The organism is Cytophagales bacterium, from assembly GCA_033344775.1.
Classification (GTDB): Bacteria; Bacteroidota; Bacteroidia; order Cytophagales; family Cyclobacteriaceae; genus JAWPMT01.
This window is the reverse complement of sequence record JAWPMT010000005.1, coordinates 1,113,661-1,136,328: the sequence shown is the minus strand read 5'-3', so window position 1 is coordinate 1,136,328 and position 22,668 is coordinate 1,113,661. Positions and strand designations below refer to the sequence as shown.

Below are 22,668 nucleotides of genomic sequence, written 5' to 3'. Positions count from 1 at the left end.
GCAGTGCGCCACATGATATTCTTGCGCATACACACAAATAAAGATGTCACCCACACAATTAAATCTGATCTCGGAAAAATGTGAAATAACCTTGAACCATGTGTCGGCCAATTATTGCTGACAAATGCATGTGATGGTCAATTATTAAAACTACGCTGCTCATGGAACTAAAAGGATTTTCGTGGAGGGCTTCAGAATTGAAGTCCGGGGCAAAAGATGTTACTTATTGTTTCAAGTATAAGATTGGCGTAGCCAATCCTTACTACATCTTTTATGCGTTGGCCAATAACAAAGCCGTAGATACGTCAAGTATTGGAAACCCGATCAATACTGCCCAGGTTGAAGTGCTCCTGAATGGAGAGTCGGTAGAAGTTGATACGGTTGGAACCAATTCATTTAACTATAAGAATGGGCTTTGCCTCCGGCTTAAAGATTTTCGGGTACCCGTGGGTAGTATGATTGAAGTCATACTGAAGGGGGTCAAAAACAAAAGCATCCCAGGTAAATACAGCTGGAAGTGGATCACCACCGCCACTTGTATGGGTGACCCAATCGAAGAAGTAACCAATGGACGGAAAGTCATTCATTTGGTGGATTGATGCAAAGTATGATGGAAGGATCGTCATACAAATTCCGCATCCATTCATACAGAATATCGAAGCATTCACACATGTGATTCGCTTGACAGAAGGTGTCGCATGAACTTAACTCAAATTTTAAACCATAGCTCAACTCCAGACTGATGGACACTTTTAAGAAAATATTGAACCTGATCCCCGATAACTGGAAGGATGTGTTAGAACAAGCCGACACGCTGGAAGCTTTTGTCGATCAGGGTCATCAATTTGTTCATTCCCACAAAGAGAAATTGCGTGTATGGATTGCTCAGCTATTGTTTGCCATAAAAGTAGATTGGGTGAAAGTAGAGGATTGGCTGACAGCAACTCCTCAGTTCGCAGAACTAGATAAAATACCCTTAGACATCAAAGCGTGGATGTCTACTCCCCAGGGTTTCGACTGGGAAGACGAAGCACAGCGAACGACCCTTATCGATGAGAAAGCAAACCTGCTAAAAGCAACCTTTCAGGAACTTTCCTTTGGCAAAAGCAATGGAGAAGCGGTAGACTTATTACTGGCGGTAGATCAATTGCGAGACCTTGTAGAGGTCCTCCTGAATTGGCCAGAGGTCGATTTTGAAAATGCTGAGGCGGTTCAACAGTTCAAAGAGGAAGTGATGATTGAGATTCGTCCCAAGGTTTTTGCACTGATCCTTACCCTCACCGGGTTCGATCTGCAACGAGCTCAGGAAAACAATGGAGCAACGAAACCTTCTTTCAGTTCAAGAATTGAGACAGTTGCAGGAATCTCTGATAAACTTACTGAATCTCGAGTCGGAGAAGAAAATACTGCTTTACCCTCGGAGATAAGACAGGTATTGGGTGCTATGCAGCAGGCTCAGCATGCCATGCCAATTTTGAAAGCAGAGTTCAGCAGGGCGATTCCTGAACTCGACCCTTTGCTGGACAGGTTTGGAGGCCTGGAGCAATTGCTGGGGCACCTTCAGGAACATTTTCCATTAATTACTGAAGCAATACAAACCCTCGCCGAGGGAAATGATTGGACCAATCTCGATGTTTCAGAACTCATTCCAGAGCTCAGGCAACTGTTTACGGTTATCCGAACGTTTTTGGAAACATCTTCAATTACCCAACAACTACTGACGCTTGTTGATCTACAACAGGCGCTTCCTGTCAGGCTAGTAGGATTTGAAGAGGAAAAGACTTTAGAAGATAAGCTCACTACATGGGTAAGTGAGGCCATGACTTTATTTACATTACCGGAAGACCTGGACACGTTGCAGCCTGATGTGTTGATGGCCTGGTTTAGGAGCAAAGTAGAAGAGCTGCTAAAGTGGGGCAATCATGTGGAGGTGTTGGGTACTACGATAGACAACTTGCACCAACAAGTCAAATCACCGATTGAGCAATTATTGTCTACAGACGGAGCGGACCTGAATTCTACAGATGGTGTGACAAATTTTGTACTGGATAAACTGAAGTTGATCCTGAATTGGATAAGCCCCGCCAGTGAAGAAAGTCCTGAAAATAATAAGGTAACAAAAGATAACAACCCATCGCAGGCCGAGGATGTTGGGCCCGGAACGGAACAGTCGGTGGCTCCGTCCTCCAAAGGCATGATATCCATTCTGGTCAATGGTCTTCGTGATAGCATTGAAAAGGGGCAACTCATTTGGCAATTCATCAAAGGAAATGACCTGGGGATTTCTCTGGAAGAACCTAATGAAGATTCCCAGCCCCCGGCCTTACAGCCCACCAGTTATAGTGGATCAGTTCCTGCTCCTGAAGCAAAGGTCACGGACGATAATGCAAGCCAAGCAAGTAAACAGCCCGGTGGTTCAAACCTGGGCGAAGGAAGTACTGGAAATGCAAAAAATACGCCTGATCCAAATGAGTTGATTTCCTGGAACCAGGTAATCATGAACTTGCTGGGCGATCGGGAATCTGGCGTGATCTCTCATCTAACAGATGATAAGAAAGATATTGCAATGTACCTGAAAGATGGCGAGTGGCAACAGCAATTGGAAGCTGAGTTGTCAGGTTTTTGGGAAAGTAGTGGTTTAGCAGTAGCGTTCGCCGAACAAATTGCGGCATTGCGAACTACACTTGGCTTTGAAGAAAACGAAGCAGACAGCACTCCACCTACACTAGGAACGATATTGATCCAATTAGTCAATGGAGTGGGCTTGCTCTTCGAAACAGCGAGGGTCTTTCTGGAGAAAGTCCTACAATTTTTGGTAGACACCCTGGTTCGCCTGATTGATATGCTATTTGAGCTGTTCAAAGCCATCAGGGTACCTGCGGAATTAAAAGAATCACTGCCTCAACCCATAGAAAATATCCTTTTTGGTGAGAACGATCCTAATCTACTATGCCTGCTACTGGCTATGCCGACAGTGGTTTTAAAGGGGTTGTTTGACTTGCCAATCGAGACAGTGAAGGAATGGATGGAGGCAGCTTAAATGTATGTTCTTAAAGATTAAAAAAAGATAAAATGAGTGAATTAGCGAAGAATATTTTTCAGAATGTAACCAAACAAAAGCAGAGCAAGGAAGCCAGGCTAAAGATCGAAAGTATCGAGAAACAGAAAAACCTTGCAGAGGCCATATGGAGTTTAGTCCATGATACCACTGAAGAAATTTATCAGTCAATCAGCAAAAGTTTTGAATACGAACAAAGCAGAACATATGACAAGTGTTTTCTTAATTGCAAACGGATTCGGTCGGAGGAATTGGACTCAGGCCAAGAATTAAGTGATACAAAGGAGTCTTTGGAGGAAAAGATTGATAATTCCTTGGAATGTATTGATTCAGCATCAGGTGAGCCCTTAAATGATTTGTGTGCAAAACATGCAATATATGAGAAGGAACTTGAGAAACTGAATGCAAGAAAGGATAGAATAGTCTCCTACTATTTAAGCTATTTCGTGGTTAATTGCGATAAGGAAATAGCGGATTATGAAGACATTCGGATATCCTATCAACAGCTCAAAAGCATTCGTGCAGGAAAAAAGGGCGATTGGGCAATAGCAATAAAATTGTTTGAGAAAGACTCCAAGTACAACGTTATTGAGTCGATCGAAAAATACATATCACAACGAAAGAATGATGAAAACGAAGCGAATATCATTAAATATGATAATCCTATGGTCGTTTTGGGCACTTCTCCGGAAGAGGTTGCGATCAAAGTTGCTTCTTTGACCATGAAGCCCCTGGAGGACTGGTCCCAGGGCAAACGGTATTTGCATGTTATTGGTACTTTACTATCGAAGGGGTATTCCGCTTACAGTGACTATCAACAGAATAAAGAGATGAATAACTTAGTTTTTCACCTTCCAAATCCTATTGAAGATGAATATCTGTCGCGAATTTGTCAAGGAACTACTCTGCAGGAATCACAATTGCATTATGACGCTTATTTAAATGAGAAAAAGGCCTTGAATAAGGCTGAATTTATTAGGCAATACGGCAGCAAAGATGAGAAACAAAAGTATATCGTTACTTGCTTGGGCAAGTTGACCGATCTACAAGTAAATAAAAAATGGAGTCAAATAAGTGAATTCTATTGGTCGAAAGATACATTCGGAAAAGATTGGTTGACCATAAGTGGCCACTGGAACCCAAAATTGGATAAGCATGCTAACCGTATTGTAAAAGCAGTGATAGGCAAGTTTAAGTATTATGATGGGCGGGATTACTTAGGTGATACATCGGAGATTACTCAGGTCTTAACAGAAATTAAAATAGTAACCAGTTGACTTTCACTAATCTCAACTCTAATGGGCGCGATCACCGGCAACCCCCAAACCCTAAAACTGCTCAAATAATCCGAATATGTTTACCCAATTCTTTTCTCAAAAAGTGCTTGCCCTCTCTGGAAGCGACGGCCGACTCGGTATCACTGCCACCCAGGGGACCAATGGTTCCATTTGGTGTTGCCAGGTCCTACCCAAAGATATCGCGGGCGGCTTATTATCATTGATCGAATGGCTGGCAGGAGATTCAGTCGTAAACCAACTGCGTAGTACGGGAGAAGCGGGTGAGGAACTGGAAAGGCTCATCAAGCTGGAAGGAGCGAAGCTCCAACTATTGGGAGGACTTGCGAGCATGGAGATTGAGCAGTTTCGGTTAGCCATCGAGAAGCTTTCGGCATCTGAATTGGGAACAACAGGGAGTGTTTTTACATTGTCATTCAAGGGAGAACTAGACGTATCGGATTGGGTTGGTTTGAGAGGAGAGTTGGTCCTTCAAGTCAAGCCTGGTATGCCTGCTTCGGTACAGTTTCAACTGAGCGAAGCAAGTCAATTGCCTCCAGTAACCATCCCCATTCCGGGCTATCCGTCGTTGATTTTGGCCTCAACTGTCTCAGCGCTGGATGTTGTCAGAGAGGAAGTAAACGGCACTAAAACAAGTGCATTGATTAGTGCAGGACTTATAGGGATCGTGGGTGGACCAGAGTCACTCACACAATACTTTCCGGAAGAACTGGTTTTCAATCTGGTAATTGCCAGTATGACAGATATCAGCGGCACTTCTAACCTTCAGGTCAGTATGACTATACCTCATCTCATGGAGGATGTCACTGTTCCAATCCCGGAAATTCCTGAGATTGTCACCATTCCGAGTTTGCCGAAATTGGACTTTGGGTCGGTTAATATGCTCCTGAGCAACCTATCGGTAGTGCTGGAAAGTAAAGCTGGCTTTCAGCCTTACCTCACTGTAGATTGTGGCCTGGGCTTGCCTGCGGAGCTCAATAAATTCACGGGTACAGATGCTGATGGAAAAGCTAACCTGGATTGGATCCAAACCTTTGACCCCAACCGACCGGACGAAACAAGAATTACGGGCAGATTATCCATTAAGCCTGAGGGCATTGAATATCAATTGCTGACTCCTCCCATCAAAGGCATTGATACCCAGTCTAAGAGCAATGTGCCCGGTGCTCAGCAAGGAAATACCTGGATCATCGACCTGGAAGAAGAGGGCCTGATCCATTTAGATCCGCCAGTATTTGCCCGGTCCAATACCTCGCAGGCCATGGCGGCCAGTGGTGGATTTCATATCATCCGCCCACTGAAAATTGCCTTAGCCCCTTTTCATCAATTGATCGACGATGTTTTGTTCTCCGGAGCCAATAGCGTATTACCTGATCACCTGGAACTCAAAGACATTGCCCTGCTCAAGGATGGAAAACTCAGTTCAGAAGATCTAGGACAACTCTGGGGAGATACCTTGACCGATGGATTACAAGTACTATTCGATCAGCTTTCTGGTTTGGTATCCTACCTTCCCAACCAACTAAAATCTTATTTGAATTTTACCATTCCGGATCGCTTCCATTACAACTTAAGGTTGAATGCCGACGGCAGTGCGATGGGCGGGGTGCTACTCTCTGAAGAGCAGCCCCTTCGCTTGCTGCTGCCGGCGGGACTTGGCTTGCTGGGAGTTGAGTTACGACAAGCCAGCCTTGGACAACTAAATGGAGGTAAACTTGGATTACTGGAACTGGATGTAACAGTGCACTATTTTTTCCTGCCAGAGATCGTGGCATCCATGACTTTGAGTAAGGCACGAACTCCATTAATCCCGCATGCTTCGACCTTACATACCCAGGTAGAACTGAGGAAAGTGATGGCTATCATCAATTTTCAGACAGGTGCGGTCATGCCGATGTTCTATGACAAAATTGCGTTGGGTCGATTGGGCGCGGAAGGGTTTAATCTGGCTTCACAATTCAGTTTACCTAAGCCAACATCAGATATCTTGAATATGGTAAGTCTGGTGGCTACCATGGTGGATTTTCTTACATTACCTGCTGATAAACCCAAAGGTTTGTTAGATCCTAAGGTCATTCCGGAAGCACTGGAAACTTGCTTCGAGATTGGTCTTCAATACCTGAAAACCCCCGAGTACACCGGTGAACAGTTGTTAGGAAAAGAGACATCCTTGTTGAATGTAGCATCAGCAGACCTGTGGCCACATGTGGCGCATACCTTCAATTTTTTGAAAACAGGTCAGATCGATGAGTTTGTGCAAAGCTTCCCTTTGGAGTACCGGGTAGGTGAGCAGGACTTGTCCTTTTTCGGCTTAATTGACCTTGGATTATCCTGGGTCGTCAGCTCTCCTGAAGAATTTAAGACCACTTCGTTCTCCAAATTAAACCCAAAGCAATCAGGAGTAGCACCTACATTGGCTTTACTTCCAAACGATCAAGACAACAATCGACTGGTCGCCTTGCTTCACGGTGAAGTTACCCTTTCCAAAGCCGCTAGATTAAGTGGTACTCTGGCATTCAGTGGTGGATTTGCAGGAGCCAGTACGGGATTTTGCTTCAATGGTACATTGGTCAATCAACTGATTGGTGTCACTTTAACTGGAAAAGTAGCCCTGGAAACCGATCCTGCGCTGTTGGCGATAGAGGGGGCTAGTGAATTGACTTTGCTGGGATTTCCGGTACTGTCTGGCCAGGTAGGGCTCAAGAACGATGAACTCTTTTTGAGTGGGGCATTGGACTTGTTCCCGAATTCAAAAATACTATCACTGGCTGCAGATGTAGCGGGTCAGTTTACTTCTCAAAGTATTGATATTACAGGCAGTACCATCTTCAAGGTGCGAGGAGTTCCGCTGATTACCGGAGCGGTGAAACTGACCGATCATTCGCTTCAGGTGTCGGGAACGATGCTAGGAATAGATGCTCAAATAGGCTTAGCTAAGCAAGGCAATGATGTTAAAATCAGTGGCGGATGCAGTATGCAACAGGAATTTAGCTTGAGTACAGGGCCGATCATCATTCAGGGAGTCAAAGTCAGTGATCCGGTAGGTTTTGATACGTCCATTTCAGCAAGTTTATCCGTAAGTGCCAGCCTCAATCAATTCACTTTTGCGGTTGATACAAAATTTGCTGCACTGGGTGAGGAGTTTAGTCAGGAACTAAGACTCTCCGTAATGCCATCGTCTTCGGAAGGTCTTTGGGAACAGCTAAAGTCCGGAGCAGTGGAATTGGTAGAAGATTTCCTTACTGACTTACTCAATCGACCTGAAAAACTGCTGGAAGTCCTGGCGCGTACGGCGTTGAAAGCTACGAAAGTGGACGTTACCGCCATTTCCATTGATGGAGCCAAAGGGGATGATGTAGGATTATTAAGCTTGCAAAGCAGATTGTTCAATATTTCCACAATCGCTACTTACAATGGAGGCAATTCCCTGGATCGATTGTTTGCTTATGCGCAAATGAAAAACCCCACGATCAACCTGTCTTCCTTTCAAGTGAAGCGCATGGCTTTGGCCCTCGCGGCGAATCGCAAAGTCCGTATGCCGAAGGCCAAAAAGGTCGAACGCTTTCCTTTGGTCAAACAACTTGGCGAAAGCATGACGATCAGTGATCAACCTACTTCGAATGCGATCAGAGAAGCGAAAAAGGCCATTTCAAGCCTCGTCAAAGAACTGCCCAAAAAAGAAGGCATCCAGACCCTGGCGGTGGGTTTCAAAGGCACTTCTTTTGGACTGATCCATTCCACGAATGTGTTCATGGTTGAAATGGGTTCGGATCTGGCGGCTTATCTGGTTGGCATGGCTTCTATCAAATTACCACCCAAGCCCCTCACGACCGTGGTGAACATGGAAGTGAAATACAAAGGTGCGGTAGATGTAGCATCAGGGAGCATCAAAATTGATGGGAAACTGACTGACAATAGCTACGTGCTTTCGAAAGCAGCAAAGCTCACCGGAGATTTTGCCGCCTATTCCTGGCTGGCTGGGAAACTTGCAGGCGACTTTGTGGTCACCATGGGTGGATACGCACCCAAGTTTAATAAGCCGTCACATTATCCGAGCTTGTCTCGTCTCAAGCTTAACTGGAAGATCACTTCTAAGCTGAAAGCCAAAGGCAAGATGTACATGGCCTTGACGCCAACCAATGTGATGGCTGGGGGTAAACTTGAAGCAACGTATAAGGCAGGCCCGTTGAAGGCTTCATTTGATGCCGGACTCCATTTCATGATGTACTGGCAGCCGTTTTACTATGAAGCGGACCTTTCGGTAAACATCAGTGCGGCGGTTACTTTAAAGATTAAAATTGAGGTTTGGGGTGTTGGTTTTACCATCAAGAAAACCTTCAAAGCTAGTTTAGGTGCGGATCTGGAAGTATGGGGGCCCTCGTTTGCAGGTAAGGCCAAAGTAGACTGGACCATTTTCAGTTTTGACATCAAATTCGGATCGCAATCAAAGCCTAATGCCAAGTCCATCAGCTGGCGCAAATTCAGAGAAGACTACTTGTCTGACGGGAAGCACCTGACGCCAGACTTTGCAGTGGTTCGTGGAGGTCTGGGCGTGATGACCGATCCGGATGGCGAAGTGTGGCAGATCATCGATCCGGATCAGATCGAACTCAGGTGCAATAGCAAATTCCCGTTACGCAAATTGTCCTTGCTACCTGCAGCCAGTGATCAACAGGACGAAGCCTGGTCTGTCGAAGGAGAACCCTTCCATCTGGCACCAACCGACCCCAATGGGGAAGAAAGTACGGATGAGTGGTACCTCGATGTGAAGTACAATGGTCCTGATGGAATGTACTTTCATGGAGAAACTTTGGAGCGTCCTTATCCAAAAGCGGTTTGGGGCAAGGACTTCAAGCCAAAACCGTCTAAGCATCCAACCATGACCTTGCTAAGCGGTACCCGTTTTGTGCCCAAGCCAGGAAAGCCGCCAGGTTTTACGGAAGCAGTGGATGCAGATGAGTTCAAATTTCAGGATGTAGTCGAGAATGACCCAACCTGGCAGTGGGGAACAATGCTGAAAAGATCTTTTGAGAAGGAAGAAACGAAAAACGAGCAACTAATCCGGGAAACCATTACGACAGATCGCGTTATGAAGCGTCGACAGGCATTGGCGGACTTCATTGAATATCAAGAGCCAATGTCGATGAAGGATTCAGCCAGGTGTCCAGCAGCAGTTTTCGTGGGGATGCCGAGTACCACGACCAATTAATAAAAGAAAAACGCACATGCAGAGTGCTGAAAAAATACGACCATGAGTAACGACCAATTACAATTCATCGATTATCGCAAACCAAAACTTGAGGCTGGAGACTATCAATTCACCACTTCACACCGATACCGGGGAGAAGGCTCGGGTCAAAATGCTAAACTGAACCTTAGGGTTACCGGTGAGCGCGTAAAAATCGGTGATGACGTCATTTTTGCCTGTTATCCGCCACCTGGAGAAAGTGGCAACTTTGCCGATACCATTCCGCACATTTCCTTCCGAAAAGGGACGTTGCCCTGGATTCGTTCGGCTTACAGCCATGATGATGAGTCCGGAGATGAGGTGGAGATCTATGAACCTTGGTTGTACCTAATGGTTGTGAATGAAAATGATCTCGAGGATGGGTTGGTAAGATCCATACGCCCTCGATCCATCAATGACTTGAACAGCGATGCTTATTTCCCATCAGAACAACTCCGAAGCTTGAAGGAAGATGCGACGTTGACCGGGAGTCAGAGGACAATCAATACGGTTGATATTAAGCAAGGCTTGTTTCGAAAACTCTTGCTCAACGACCGAAATGATCATGACGACAAAGACCAACTAGAATACCTGGCCCATGTTCGTCGGAGATGGGGTGAATCAGGCCAACCTATCGTGCTACCGGCTTCAGCAAAAGAACAGCTCAACGAAGGCACGAAGCTTGCGAAGCTCGGATTGCCAGGATCAGCTGGTAGATTGTCCACGGTCAGTAATGATCGAAGCTGGTTGGTGCAAGACTCGCTTAATGGGGATTTGCTACTGGATGTGGTGTCCGATGATGGGAAGCAGGTGAAGGTCCAAAAACTTAAACTAAAGCGCGAGTTGTCCGTGCTGATGGCCAATCGTTTTGCTCAGAATTATAAAGGCAAGATTAACCGACCCGGACGAAACATCGCCATGGTGGTGTCCCTCGAAAAATATTTGACGGAAGCATCGCTGGAAAAGATCGATCATTTAAACGCCAACCGATGGATGCGGTTCATGGTGTTGACTTCCTGGGAGTTCGAGAGTCAACCTGTCAAGATCAACTTTGAGCAACGAAGCAAGGCGCTCAATGCCAATGCCTTCCGCTATACAGATGGACAGATCAAATCCATGTCTGGATTCAAAGATAAGTTGGAGTCAGGTTTGGTGCCTTTACCGCATACCTTTCGAAATAACGATCGAGGACTTTCATGGTACCGGGGACCTCTGGTGCCTACCGTGAATAATAATTGGAAGGATGTCCATTTTTTGAAAGATCAGATTGGAACGCAAACTGCGACTGATGCAGACCGATTGCTCTTGTATCATGCGAAAGACGGCATGATGGACATCAGCTATGCTGCAGCCTATGAATTGGGAAGGGTGCTCTCGCTCCAAAATCCTGATTATCTGAAGAACCTTAGGCAGTATAAGAAAACGCAATCTCGCTACATCAAACTAATGGAGACAGATAAACAGCGAATGGCGCGTGTTCAAGATCTGGGTATCCATATTGAGGAATTACCCTATGCCCAGATAAAGGCAGCAGATTCAGTCAGTCAATTGGAGGTTGTCAAGACCTGGTTGATCAAACTGTCCCGCTTATCTCAAATTCCTTCGTGGTACCTGGTCCCAGACTTGCGGTTATTGCCCCCTAAAAGTTTACGGACTTTCAATATTGATCCAGCCTGGATACAGGCATTGTGGTTAGGAGCACTTTCACTGGATGGCCGCGCCCAGGTGACTGAACTAATGTACAAGTCTTGTTGGCAAGATTGGCATGAAAGCTTGCCGCGATCAGGGGCGTTTTTGAATTCCGACATTGTCTGGGCCTACCCTGATTTGATGGCACATTTCCGGAATATCGATGAACAAGCTGTGGATATTGATGATGACCTGATCGTAAGCCTAAGAGACTTGAAGTTGAATCATTTTACCGGTACATCCGATAACTTGAATATCGAGGAAATGAAAGAAGATTTCGAGGATCAATTCACAGACCTCATAGAAAAACATCCCCCCATTGAAATTACAGATGCGCATCAATTACAGCCGGATCTGACGCTTTACCTCACCAAAAAGCCTTTTGATTATGTGTCGTTTGCCTTGCCACCGGAAAGCTTGCATTACGGGACGGACTTTGATGGCAATAGGCAATTTACCAAAGGTGTCAAGTTCAAAGGAACAACAGCGGGAACCTTTAATATTTCCATGACCGATGCCAATCTCGCGATCATCAATGCATCACGACTTGCAACAGATGTCAAGGGGGTACTGGATCAGCACCTAAAGGAAAGAATTGATCAACAGACTGATCCTGATCAGAAAGCCCAATTGCAGGGCTACAAAAATGGACTCAGAGCATTTAAGTCCGCACGTATAGGGCGGTTCATGTTGGAAGGAGAACCCAAAGTAGAGTTTACGGTCGGTCAGGAAAAATCAAGAGAATCATGAATGTATTAGCAGTGCCCATTCGGGTAGATGCCTTTGTGGCTAAAACAGTGGAATCAGTAGTAACTACCACGGATGACTTTGATGTCTTGCCTTATGTGAACAAGCAGCATAAAGATGTCAATTTTGATGTGGCTAACATGGCTTCTTCCATTGCAAAAACACCTTTTAACAGTTATGAGACCCTGCCGAAAGGTGTGCATCTGCACTGGAGCATGCCAGATGCCATGACGAAAGGGAAGAGTGACGAGCATGGGATCAAGATGCCTATCGTACCCAATCGTTGGTTGGTGCGACGAATCAAAAAAAGCACACCAGATCAAGTCAAATCCTGGATGGTAGAAAGTGACTACCTCTATCCGGATGGCGTGGTGCCTGATCGGGCCATTGCCATTCCTGCGATGCCCCAACAATCAGCCGGTACATCTCAATGTCAATTCATGGGGCGTCAGATTTTACTGGATCAATGGCTTCAGGAGTCTGAGGTGCTTAGAAATAGTCATCGCTATTTACCAGAACTCAATGTGCTGGGTTGGGGTAATCCATTGTTTTCAGCGTTGTATACCAGTTGCTACAGTGTATTTGGGTACTACGATGAGACATTGAGCGACGAACAAGTCAAAGACTATACCTATGAGGTCTATGGCTGGTACGCAAATGAGCAACAGGATTTTGTCAGGCAACATTTGACCAAATCTGATCTGGATATTGCGACTGTTGCGAATTCAGAAGCTCAATGGGAGTTTGAGTTAGGAAAGGGACAAGAACTAAAATCAATGCTTTGCTATGGGAAGGTGGATTTTAGCGATAAGGCGGTTTTGAAAGATCCGACACATGAGGCGCAAACAAAGTTGGTTTTTGCCCCATCACCCCCAGAAGCTATAGCAACATTTCTTTCTAAAACCAAGGCACAGCAAGAGGGTGAAAATGAAGCTCAGGCTGTCAAATTAGAAAATCAGATCCTGTCTTTGCTGTACAATGCTGATGTGGAAGGTCAGGGAGTTGATTTTGTAGATCAGTTAAAAGAAGCACGTCACAAATCTGAGTTTGAGCCAGTTTCCGGTGGTACACTCTGGGACATGTTGGATGAAGCAAGTCTGAAAGAAGATATCTATGACGATACCATCAAAGCGCAGGTGCAAGAAGCCTGGGAGCAGGCTAAGCCTCGGTTTTGTACGGAACTTGCTGCACTAAATAGTTTGCAAGAGGCCAAAAATCAAGCGGAACATCAGGTAGCCTATCAGCGCCGGGTGCTCTACAATGACTGGAGCAAATACATGCAGACGTTGCATCCGGTGGATCTGGAAGGGGACTACTACCCCGACATAGATATCTTGCGATTACTGATGACCCAGCAAAGTATTCCCGCGTTGGAAGCTGCATTGGCGAAACTGAGTCATCTCGAACAGTCTGTTTCCCTGAATAAGGAAGTGTTACAAAATCATTATTTGAAATGGAAAACGGAACATGAACCCGCAGATAGAACCCTGGGCTACTTGCCTGTTGCGTTATTGGAAGAAGTGCCCGCGCCTCGCTATTGGCAACCGCGCGATCCTTGTTTGTTGATCGAAGGTAACCTGGCGAAGACTTCTGCAAGACATGGCGCGGATGGCCTGTTGACTTGCCAGGTGATTCAAGGATCTAAAGACTCGATATTGGAAATTTTGGAATCGGCTGATGTCAAAACGGCCTGGACCTGGGACAATCATGCGGTCAATACATGGTCACATCAGCCCTGGTCGCCATTGCTCGTGGAATGGAGCATGAGGCTGTTTCCTGACGAAATGGCCAGTAAATCCATCCAGGCCAACCAATATGATTATGATCCAAAATTCATCACGGGTAACTATCGTATTCCATTGAACGATGAGCAGTTTGGTTTACCCAGTTCGGCCATTGATTTAAGGAAAGATAGAGGTCGAACGCTGGCTACTACGAATCAACCAACCATTGTTCTTGGTCAGGCATTATTGAGTGATACCGTCAAAAAGGTGATGCAGGATCGGTTTGATCGCTTCGTAAAGGAACACAAACCCGCTCCCGGGGAAACAGGGCAGTCCAGGACGATCTATGATCGCATCGTTGCTACTTCTGATTTACTGGAAGAGACGAATTGTACCCTGCTGTCTTTAGATGGCTTATACGACAATCTCTTGATGTATAGCAACTTGTCACTGATGGATGTGGATGATCCTTTCATGTTTCTGCCACGCCATGCGGATAAACATGTGACGGAGAAAGTAAAGGCGTTGTTGCAAGGACATGATTTCAAATTACCTGCTACAGGTCATCGGTTCACTCCTATCAAGAGCGGCATTCAAAAACTAGGGGCCCTTCAATTAGTGGATACTTTTGGTCGCTACAAAACCATAGAAACGGAGGAACTGATGCGTCCGCATCGCTCAGCACATGGCAATGCGCTTTATGCACCTCCACGCGTGTTACAGCCCTTGCGGATGTCATTCCGATGGGAAGACAATCCAGCGGTAGCCGAGGCCACTCCGATCCAGGGATGGTTGGGCTACAATGTATTTGATGCCACCGTACTTTTCTTTGATGAAGCAGGTACATTCATGGGGCACATCAACAGCGATGGAGAATGGTGCAATGAAAGAGGATTCATGCAATCACTAAGTGCGGACATCCCCAGGCAAATGCGTTTGTTCATCGAGAAGTTACTGGCTTTTCATCGAGGTAACCGCATCAAAAAGGAGGCCTTTCTCCGACAAAAGGGAACCAGCGAAAAGTTGTGGGATCAATTCGTGCAGCTAGGTGTGTTGCGAAAGTTTTCGGACAAGAAAGCTTTGTTGATTCCGATGACACAAGCAGAATGGTCCACTCGCATTCAACCTGAAACCGGAATTGATTTTGCTAAAGGTCGAGGATGGTTCAGGAAGGCACTTTCCGAGAAGAACTATTGGCCTCAGTTGAAACAAGCTATCCGTCGGGGGATTGATAATGTAGAACCCATTCATGCTTCCGATCAAGGTCAACCAGGAACGATCAAGCCACTGGCAATTGTGAAAGCTCAGCTGGATCTGCAAATGCAAGGAGGGCCGGAATCGGATAAAAGCTGGTCAGCAGTCAATCATGCCCTGAATCACCCGAAGCGCAGTGATCGGGAATATACGAAGGTGCAGTTTCCCATCAAGTTGGGAGAGTACAATAACCTGGATGATGGATTGATTGCATACTGGCAGGTGTTCGATAAGGATGAACTGCCTGCTGATGGATACTTTCCGCAATCGGACATGGATGATGTGGAGGGGTTCATTGATGCCGCCAATTTTGACCGTTCCGAGCATGATTATGTGGACCAGATCCGTGCAGAAGGAGTGGCCAATTTGAGTCAAAGTTTAAACGACCGACCTCTTTCCGTTTTGATGCTCATGGATCCCGATGCGCCTGTTCACGCAACGACTGGTGTTGTGCCTAAAAAATCATTGCAAATTTCCCCCAAGCATTACCGGGATGTGGTGGGTGAGATCACGGGCCGGTACTTCATGGCGCCAATGCTCTCACCCATAGATGAAACGGTATTGCCTTTGCCCGCTGGAGAATCCTGGTTGTGGGAAAGTGCGACTGGCGAATCAGGGAATTACCTGGCCCAACAGGACAGTGACCTGCTGGATATGGGAGACTTCATCGAGCGAGGTGGTTCGGAAGTGGACTGGCAATGGTTACAGGATCAGCACATACTGGTCATTGAAAAGCCTGGACGAGGCCAATTGCAAATCCCAAAGGGTGAGCAAACTAATGAAATACGTCAAAAGCTGGAGGCACTGGCACCTCTGCTGGAAGCCACTGTACAAAGAGGTATCATCCGTCCGGCAGATGTAGCTCCGCTGGCTTATTCCAAAGTCCGCGTGATGGAAGGCTGGTTATCGCCCTTGAGTTGAACACAAAAAACACACATAAAAAGAATTAAACATGATTACCGAATTAAGACCCGGCACAATTGACCTGGAGTCTATTGAAATGACCGGAGTTACACCAATTGCTGATCAGAGATTTTCGCAGGCCCTCCAATTGGAAGCCAATAGCGAACTAAAGCTTTTGGAACTGGCACACTTGCAGGCCACCTGTAGTGTTTGGATCAAACGACAATCCACTAATTCACAGCTCAATCTTTCTGTTGCGGGAGGTTGGTCTATCAGTGCTGAAGGAGAGTTATTGCTGAATGAAACGTCTACGGGACAAGTGATGCCTCAGGATCAATGGTATTACCTCTGCCTGACCTTTAAAAATGGCGAGGTGACCTTGCATATCAATGGGGAATTTTGTGCAGCGATGGAGTTGGATGCTGTAGAATTGACGGGTGAACTCACCTTCAGCAGTGCTTCGGGGCATATCCTCCTGGCAAATCCTATGTTTACCGAATTAGCGCTAAGTGAGTCCGCGATTCAGAGTAACTACATCAGTGACCTGCCCACGATCAGTCAGTCCTTTACTCAGGCTCAGCCAATCAATTTCAATTTGGTGAACCAAAGTGACGGGCCTTTCGATGGCTATCCGGATGATAAACTATTTATCGTGGATGCCATCGGGAAGGATACGGTACCGATGCAACTCGTTGTGCAAAACGTAGATACAGAACCCATTGAATTAGAGGCCAGCAATCAGGTAACTGCTGGTAAAGGAAATCATCATTTTGAGTTGCGGTTTCGCAATGGGGTTTTCGCTCAGATCAAAGACACATTACAGTTCGAAGAACATGCGGACTGGATCATTTCTGAGCCTTTGCAAGATCCGTTGGATCATACCTGGTCCGTCTTTTTCCTGGCCAAGTCAGCGATTACCTGGGAAGCTGGTGAAAGTTGGATATTCCCTTTTCAATACCGCTCAGCAGATGGTGCATTAGGTGAGCGTGGCACGCATGTCAGTTTGAGTTACCGACAAATGAATTTAAAATCAGGTGGAATCCTGACCGGTGATCGGACCCGGCAGGTAGATATCCTGAATCTGTCGAGCAACAACCAGTACATCAGTCAGATGAGTGAGCAAGTCTCACTGACCGATCAGAAGATCGATAACATGGAAAGCCGGACGGCAATTGAACTGAAAAAATTGAAAGAAAACCTCAGTAAAGGGAAGCAGATAGATGGTATGGAGCAGGCCGAGAGTTTGGGAGATATCCTTTCTCTGGTCAATAAGCGCTTGACCTTATTGGATAATGAAGTTGATGATAGGAGTTCAACAACCAACAAACGGCTGGAAGACCTGGAAGCGGGAGCACCCTTTTCAGTAGCTGTTCGTGCGCCGCAGGACCTGGTGCGCGGTAAGTCCTCCAATACGTTTACGATCTATGTCAAAAACCGGACGGATAAAATGATCAGAATCCAAGAACAAGGACAATTGATCATCAGTATTCCCTATGGAAATAAAGTAGATGACCTGTCGGGTAGTGCCCGAGGCTGTGGTACAAGCAATCCTGATTTTGGCCCATCGGAAACTGGGAAATTTCAGGTATTTAAATGGAACATGGGAAATATTGGTCCTGGCGTATCGAGGGCTTATACCTTCAACGGAGTGAGTATCAATAATTTGACAGGCACAGTAAACATACCGGTAGTAGTCACGGGGATGGAAGGATACCAAACCCAGCAGACTTTTGTGTCAGTGCATAAAGTTTCACATGATACACCTCCTGTGGGTACGGTCATCGACTGGTTTCGACCAACAAAAAATACGGCTATTCCTACGGGTTGGCGTATTGCAAATGGAGACTATATCTCCAGTAAAGATCAAAATGCTGATGCATCCATGCGAGGGAAACGTTTACCTAATCTCAATGGACGTTTTGTACGTGGAGTTACTTCAAGTAGTGCATCAGGGGCTGTCTATGGCGGACGTGATAGTCACAACCACTCGCATAGCCTCTACAATGGTTTTGCCGGAGCACATAATCATAAATGGTTGGATATGAGCGGTAGAACGATCCGAAGTTTCCGGTCATCTGGAGGTTCCGGATATGGGTTTCATTGGAATAATGGACATGATACTTCTGGTAGTGGGTATTATTCCATGACTTGGGGTTCTGGAGGATGGGAAGACCGCTACACGGATAACGAAGGCAATCACCGCCATCCTATTTATGGTGCCATCAAGTCATCCTCTCATGTACCCTCCTATGTAGGATTACTCAAACTGATTCGAGTCATATAAAATTTCAAAAACATCATGTATCTATTAATTGCTAAAAACCCTCAGAAAATACTAAGTACGGCTGAGGTGGAAAAACAGGATGAGGCAACTACACTGGATATCTTTCCCCAAGCCGAGAGCCATCACTTGTTAGCCTGGTGGGAGGGAGAAGAAATTCCCGAACAATTTGAGATTGATGCTGCGGGTAACTTAAGGGAGTTGTCTGATGTACAATTGATTGAACGGGGGCTGTTGGAGTTGTCCGCTTATGAAGTATTGCAGGAGGGAAAAATTGTTGCCAAACAGATTGATCAACTGGTAGAAGAAGGCCTGTTAACCTTAAAGCCAGGAGAGCGGGTTGTAGATAATCGGGTCCAGTCCATACCGATGGAACAAAAAGTGGCGATGGGATTGATATCCATCAGGACTCCTTTTGAATTCGTTGAGGCAGACGAAATCAAGGAAAGGACCTTGGAAGAAGTGCTGCAGAAACCTGAGGTGGTGACGACTTTAGAAGAGGCGCAGCAGGTGGAGCAAGAGTTCTATAAGTCCATTGAGCAGGCAGTTGCGCAAGCTTTTTCACCGGGGTATGAATTGAAACTGACCAAAGATTACACCTTATGGATGGCGGAAGGTAGCCCGGATGGCGATTCGCGGCAATCAAAGTTTGAGCACATGCAGCAAGAGATCGCCACCCTTAAATACGGCTTTTCGGAACAGAAAGCGAAGGTAAGAGCGCTTGTAGCGGGGTTTCAGTAATTCTATACTCAGAAGAAAACCATCTGGTCAGAGATAGCGCCTTCGACCTATTGATGATAAGAGTTTGTAACCCCCTGTTTTTCAAAAAGGCAGGTCCTCTTCGTCAATATTTAGGATGCATTCACAGCTGCCATTTATTCCTTTTTTGTCTTGTGAAATGATGAAGTGTTCCCAATCATCGTTTTCGGTGATGAAAAACTCGTGAATGGTATCATCTGGTCCCAGGGCCTGCACAAATAAGGTATCTCCTGATTCCGGATAGAACGGGCAATCTGTAAAGCCACTTACGGCTCCTCCTAGAAATGAATTACCCAGAAAGTGGAGTTTTGTGGAAGGGGGTACTGAGATACTGTCTTCGAAATAGATGTCAAATAAATCGTCAATATTCCCGCCTAAGATGGTTATCGTATAAGGTGTGTTATTTGAAATGAGCTTGTCATACCTGGCCTTGGAATCACAGGAAGGTAATAGGAGTACCACGAATCCAAAGCATAGATAGATGAGGGCTTTATAGGTTTGCATGTGAAAATAGTGTTTTGTATGATTTCTCCTCAGCATCCTTCGAAGACGCTGAATAAATCTTTTCGAATTAAACTGACTCCACCTGCAATTTCTGCAAAATTTTGGTCACTTCATTCGCTTCCTCCATTTTATCCAGGGCCTTCAATGCTGCCAGTTTTCCTCGCAAAGCTTTGGTTCGATTGGTTCGTTGTACCAGTGATTTGTCAAACATAGCTATGGCCTCTTCGAAGCGTTTTTGTTCCAACAACCAATCTCCGTACTGTTCAAATGATGGATAAGCAATAAAAGGAGGTCCAGGATCGTATCCGGCTTCCTCTTCTAAGGCGACTGCTTTCAGTAGCGCAGCTTCAGTGGAAGTGGGATCATCAGTCAAAATGGCCGCCATTGCTTTGATCTGCTGGATCACCACGGCTGTACGGGTCAGGTTTTCCTGGTTGGGGGCATATCGCGTAGGACCTGCACTACACAAGGCTACGCCTTCATTGTTGACCAGTAATTTCGAAGCTTCCCAATGTGTTTCCAGGGCAGCTGCTTCTTTGGCGACAGCCGCAGCATCCTTTTGGTCATAGGCCAACAGACCTTTTAGGAAATGGATCTTGGCCTTACCCTCCATGCCGATCTTGAGGGCACTTTCATCGATATCCTGAAAGTCCAGTGTTTCTGGCCAGGAGCCCGCTTCTATCCGTTGCTGGTTTTGCATCATGATCAGGTAGCTTTTGCTGGAAGTACCGTCTCCATGGTAACTGATCATTTCCTCCAGAATAGAGGTGGCTTTGTCATAGTTGCCTAACTGCAAATGACCGTAATGCAACCAGGCCATTGAGTGATAGCCACGGGCTTTTCCGTTCAGTTGCTTTTGCTCCACCCTTTTCAAACTCGCATCATAGGAATCACGATTGGAACTGACCACTTCTTGCCACATGCCCAGGGCTACATAAATGTGTGATGGCATGTGTAAAGCATGAGCTGCATCCGGGGCTACTTTGGCATAATCATTGGCGGCAGCAATGGCCTCAACCGCAAACTCAGGATTATCGTTCGCATGGATCATATAGTGTAGTGCCCCGGGATGGGTCGGGTTTTCCTTCATGATTTGTTGCACTACTTTGGAAGACTTGCTAAGGTTCTCCTGATCGTCATATCCAGCCCACATCAAGCCCAGCGAATAAAAAGCGGCTACTTCGTGGTTATTAGGATTGGCCTGATATACCTGCTCCATGTGATCCAGATACTTCTGATTGCGCTCCTTCAACTCACCTTCTCCATACAAAATTTCGACCCCTGTCCAAAAGTCCCTTTCTAACTGATTTTCGGCCTTGGCCAATCTGGCGGGTTTATCCGCGCCTAGTTGCTTCATCACTTGACGGCCTGCGTCCACATCCTGTAAACCCCAGAGTGCTTTATAGTGCGTCATGGCGAGGCCCCAGTAGGTCATGACCTCATTAGGATCTTCATCCAAAGCCAGCTCGAACGCTTCCCTTGCATCGTCATATTCAAAGCTGTGCAGCAAGAGTAATCCCTGATCGAAATCAGGCTTTGCTGCGGAGGAAATAGAAAACTGATGATTCAGGTCTCCCAGATTGGAGGAGCCTTCTTTCAGCTGTTGAGGAACCGAGCAGGCCCATATGACGAAGGTCAGGAATAAAGGAAGTAGTGATTTCATGATCGCAGCATTTGATGGATGAAATTAAGCAACAATGCGTTAAGTCAGGTAACCAGTGAACAAATGGAACTGTTTACAACTCTTACTTTAGTGGTTTTATCCAAACTTATTTCGCAATGGCTGCGTGCTATTGTTTCACCCATCTGCTAGCCTGCTGAATGCTGCACGCCATTGTTTTGACCTTTTGCAAGTCTGCTGAACATTGTGTCACATGTGCTCCTCAATTTTCTGATGAATCCCAGTAGCTATTGACACGCCTGATTTCATTCCGTATCTTCAGAAAAGAATTAAACTAGAGGTACACTATGAGCCGAAATCGAAAAAAGAACATTCAAAAGGAGAAAATGTATGAGTGCTTTTTGAGGGCATTCGAGTTAGCAGAAATTCCTTGCGAACACCATTCCATCAATAACCGACCTTATTTGAAACCGGAGAGGGCCTGGTACAAGAAGCTAGGGGATCAGGTCCTTGAAAATTACGAGCATGATCAGCAGGCCCTGCCACTGAATTACCCGCAGTACTTGAAAAACTATTTTGAGAAACTGTTGCGGGAACTTGGTAACAACCTCATCGAGGAAATCGGATATTACGAAAATGAAATGAAACCCCTTTTCGCATTTGCCGAAAAGGTGAAAGTAAAACAGCAAAGTTTTGAGTTTGGCGAGCCGGTTTTGCTCCGTAAGAAACGATTTCGGATTTGGGAGCTATGGAGGTCCTGTACTGTGGGTAAACTGTCCATGACTCAGGATTTTTTGATTCACCTGAGTGAGACAGGGCGCATCATTATTTCAAGGAATTGCCAGATGGAAGCCGTACAAATGAAGCCATTTTCTGGCACCTGGCTGAAACTCACCGATCAAAAAGAAACGATTTACCTGGCGATTTCAGACGGATTGGGAAATTTAAACGCACCCGATCCGCTGAGAAGCCTTGTAATTACTGAATTCGAACAGAACCAATAGATTTAAAGTGATTTTTTATTGGTGTAACTAACTGATAATCAGTTAGTAGAAAAAATCATTTCACAAAGCACAACGAATCACCAAAAGCTTAGACTCCAACATACTAGCGTCGTAAAATTGCTCTGTCAACGTTGATGTGCATGCGCACCGAATGAGTTGGTAAGTAAGTCCGGGAAACTGATTTACTGCCTCATTCACCTTCCCATCATTGAAGTCCAATGACCATGTGACCTGAATGTGTCCATCACCGCCATAATAGCGGCAAGTGGGATAGGTATGCCCTTGTCGAAACCAATTCGCCGATCGATACATCCCGGCCTACTCGCGGGCTTCATTCAAAATTTTTCAACGAAAAACATTGAATATTATGAAGCGTATTTCATTATTAATAGTAATACTGGTTTGTGGATGGTGCATGAGTTCGTGCGCCGAAGAAGATTTGCTACAGCCTCAGTTAGAGGAGTTGAGCTTAGATCCTGAGGATGATGAGGATGATAATCCTCCCAACCCTCCATCAGGAGGATAGTCCACTTGATTAACCTGATAGGAGCCACTTGCTTAATGTAGGTGGCTTTTTTGATTTTGAAGCTTTCAATCATTTT

General features: G+C 45.7%; 12 protein-coding genes. 10 read left to right on the top strand and 2 right to left on the bottom strand.

What is annotated here, in order from left to right:
- Positions 1–161: 161 nt before the first annotated feature.
- From R8G66_22230 to R8G66_22195, 8 genes are all read left to right on the top strand, one after another.
- Positions 162–599, top strand: a complete 438-nt coding sequence (locus R8G66_22230) for a hypothetical protein (GenBank protein ID MDW3195108.1) — start codon at positions 162–164, stop codon at positions 597–599.
- A 143-nt stretch (positions 600–742) separates the two neighbouring features.
- Positions 743–3,040 carry a hypothetical protein gene (locus tag R8G66_22225; GenBank protein ID MDW3195107.1) on the top strand — a complete coding sequence of 766 codons (2,298 nt, stop codon included), beginning with the start codon at positions 743–745 and terminating at the stop codon, positions 3,038–3,040.
- A 269-nt stretch (positions 3,041–3,309) separates the two neighbouring features.
- Positions 3,310–4,335, top strand: a complete 1,026-nt coding sequence (locus R8G66_22220; protein MDW3195106.1) for a hypothetical protein — start codon at positions 3,310–3,312, stop codon at positions 4,333–4,335.
- Between the two features lie 76 nt (positions 4,336–4,411).
- Complete coding sequence (locus tag R8G66_22215; GenBank protein ID MDW3195105.1) at positions 4,412–9,562, top strand: DUF6603 domain-containing protein; 5,151 nt, start codon at positions 4,412–4,414, stop codon at positions 9,560–9,562.
- 42 nt (positions 9,563–9,604) lie between these two features.
- A complete protein-coding gene (locus R8G66_22210) occupies positions 9,605–12,019 on the top strand; it encodes a hypothetical protein (GenBank protein MDW3195104.1) in 2,415 nt (804 codons plus the stop codon).
- Positions 12,016–15,915: a hypothetical protein gene (locus R8G66_22205; protein ID MDW3195103.1), complete on the top strand. Its 3,900-nt coding sequence runs from the start codon at positions 12,016–12,018 to the stop codon at positions 15,913–15,915. Before R8G66_22210 ends, R8G66_22205 begins: the two co-directional genes overlap by 4 nt.
- 31 nt (positions 15,916–15,946) lie before the next feature.
- Positions 15,947–18,181, top strand: a complete 2,235-nt coding sequence (locus R8G66_22200) for a hypothetical protein (protein ID MDW3195102.1) — start codon at positions 15,947–15,949, stop codon at positions 18,179–18,181.
- Between the two features lie 15 nt (positions 18,182–18,196).
- The gene (locus R8G66_22195; GenBank protein MDW3195101.1) at positions 18,197–18,919 is read left to right on the top strand and encodes a hypothetical protein; all 723 of its coding nucleotides are present in this window, start codon (positions 18,197–18,199) and stop codon (positions 18,917–18,919) included.
- A gap of 81 nt (positions 18,920–19,000) precedes the next feature.
- Here the strand turns inward: R8G66_22195 and R8G66_22190 are convergent, their stop codons facing one another.
- Together R8G66_22190 and R8G66_22185 are read right to left on the bottom strand one after the other, a co-directional pair.
- Complete coding sequence (locus tag R8G66_22190) at positions 19,001–19,441, bottom strand: hypothetical protein (GenBank protein ID MDW3195100.1); 441 nt, start codon at positions 19,439–19,441, stop codon at positions 19,001–19,003.
- A 67-nt stretch (positions 19,442–19,508) separates the two neighbouring features.
- Positions 19,509–21,104 (bottom strand): hypothetical protein, encoded by a 1,596-nt coding sequence (locus R8G66_22185; protein MDW3195099.1) that lies wholly within the window; start codon positions 21,102–21,104, stop codon positions 19,509–19,511.
- Between the two features lie 305 nt (positions 21,105–21,409).
- On the opposite strand from R8G66_22185, the gene R8G66_22180 reads away from it, so the two are divergent.
- Both R8G66_22180 and R8G66_22175 read left to right on the top strand, forming a co-directional pair.
- Entirely contained in the window at positions 21,410–22,066 is a 657-nt protein-coding gene (locus R8G66_22180; GenBank protein ID MDW3195098.1) for a hypothetical protein, read from the top strand.
- A gap of 367 nt (positions 22,067–22,433) precedes the next feature.
- Entirely contained in the window at positions 22,434–22,592 is a 159-nt protein-coding gene (locus R8G66_22175) for a hypothetical protein (protein MDW3195097.1), read from the top strand.
- The last annotated feature ends 76 nt before the right edge of the window (positions 22,593–22,668 follow it).

Excerpts from the sequence above, each read along its gene's own strand:
- R8G66_22230 (MDW3195108.1), top strand. The coding sequence starts at position 162 with ATGGAACTAAAAGGATTTTCGTGGAGGGCTTCAGAATTGAAGTCCGGG.
- R8G66_22225 (MDW3195107.1), top strand. The coding sequence starts at position 743 with ATGGACACTTTTAAGAAAATATTGAACCTGATCCCCGATAACTGGAAG.
- R8G66_22215 (MDW3195105.1), top strand. The coding sequence starts at position 4,412 with ATGTTTACCCAATTCTTTTCTCAAAAAGTGCTTGCCCTCTCTGGAAGC.
- R8G66_22210 (MDW3195104.1), top strand. The coding sequence starts at position 9,605 with ATGAGTAACGACCAATTACAATTCATCGATTATCGCAAACCAAAACTT.
- R8G66_22205 (MDW3195103.1), top strand. The coding sequence starts at position 12,016 with ATGAATGTATTAGCAGTGCCCATTCGGGTAGATGCCTTTGTGGCTAAA.
- R8G66_22200 (MDW3195102.1), top strand. The coding sequence starts at position 15,947 with ATGATTACCGAATTAAGACCCGGCACAATTGACCTGGAGTCTATTGAA.
- R8G66_22195 (MDW3195101.1), top strand. The coding sequence starts at position 18,197 with ATGTATCTATTAATTGCTAAAAACCCTCAGAAAATACTAAGTACGGCT.
- R8G66_22190 (MDW3195100.1), bottom strand. The coding sequence starts at position 19,441 with ATGCAAACCTATAAAGCCCTCATCTATCTATGCTTTGGATTCGTGGTA.
- R8G66_22185 (MDW3195099.1), bottom strand. The coding sequence starts at position 21,104 with ATGAAATCACTACTTCCTTTATTCCTGACCTTCGTCATATGGGCCTGC.
- R8G66_22180 (MDW3195098.1), top strand. The coding sequence starts at position 21,410 with ATGAGCCGAAATCGAAAAAAGAACATTCAAAAGGAGAAAATGTATGAG.
- R8G66_22175 (MDW3195097.1), top strand. The coding sequence starts at position 22,434 with ATGAAGCGTATTTCATTATTAATAGTAATACTGGTTTGTGGATGGTGC.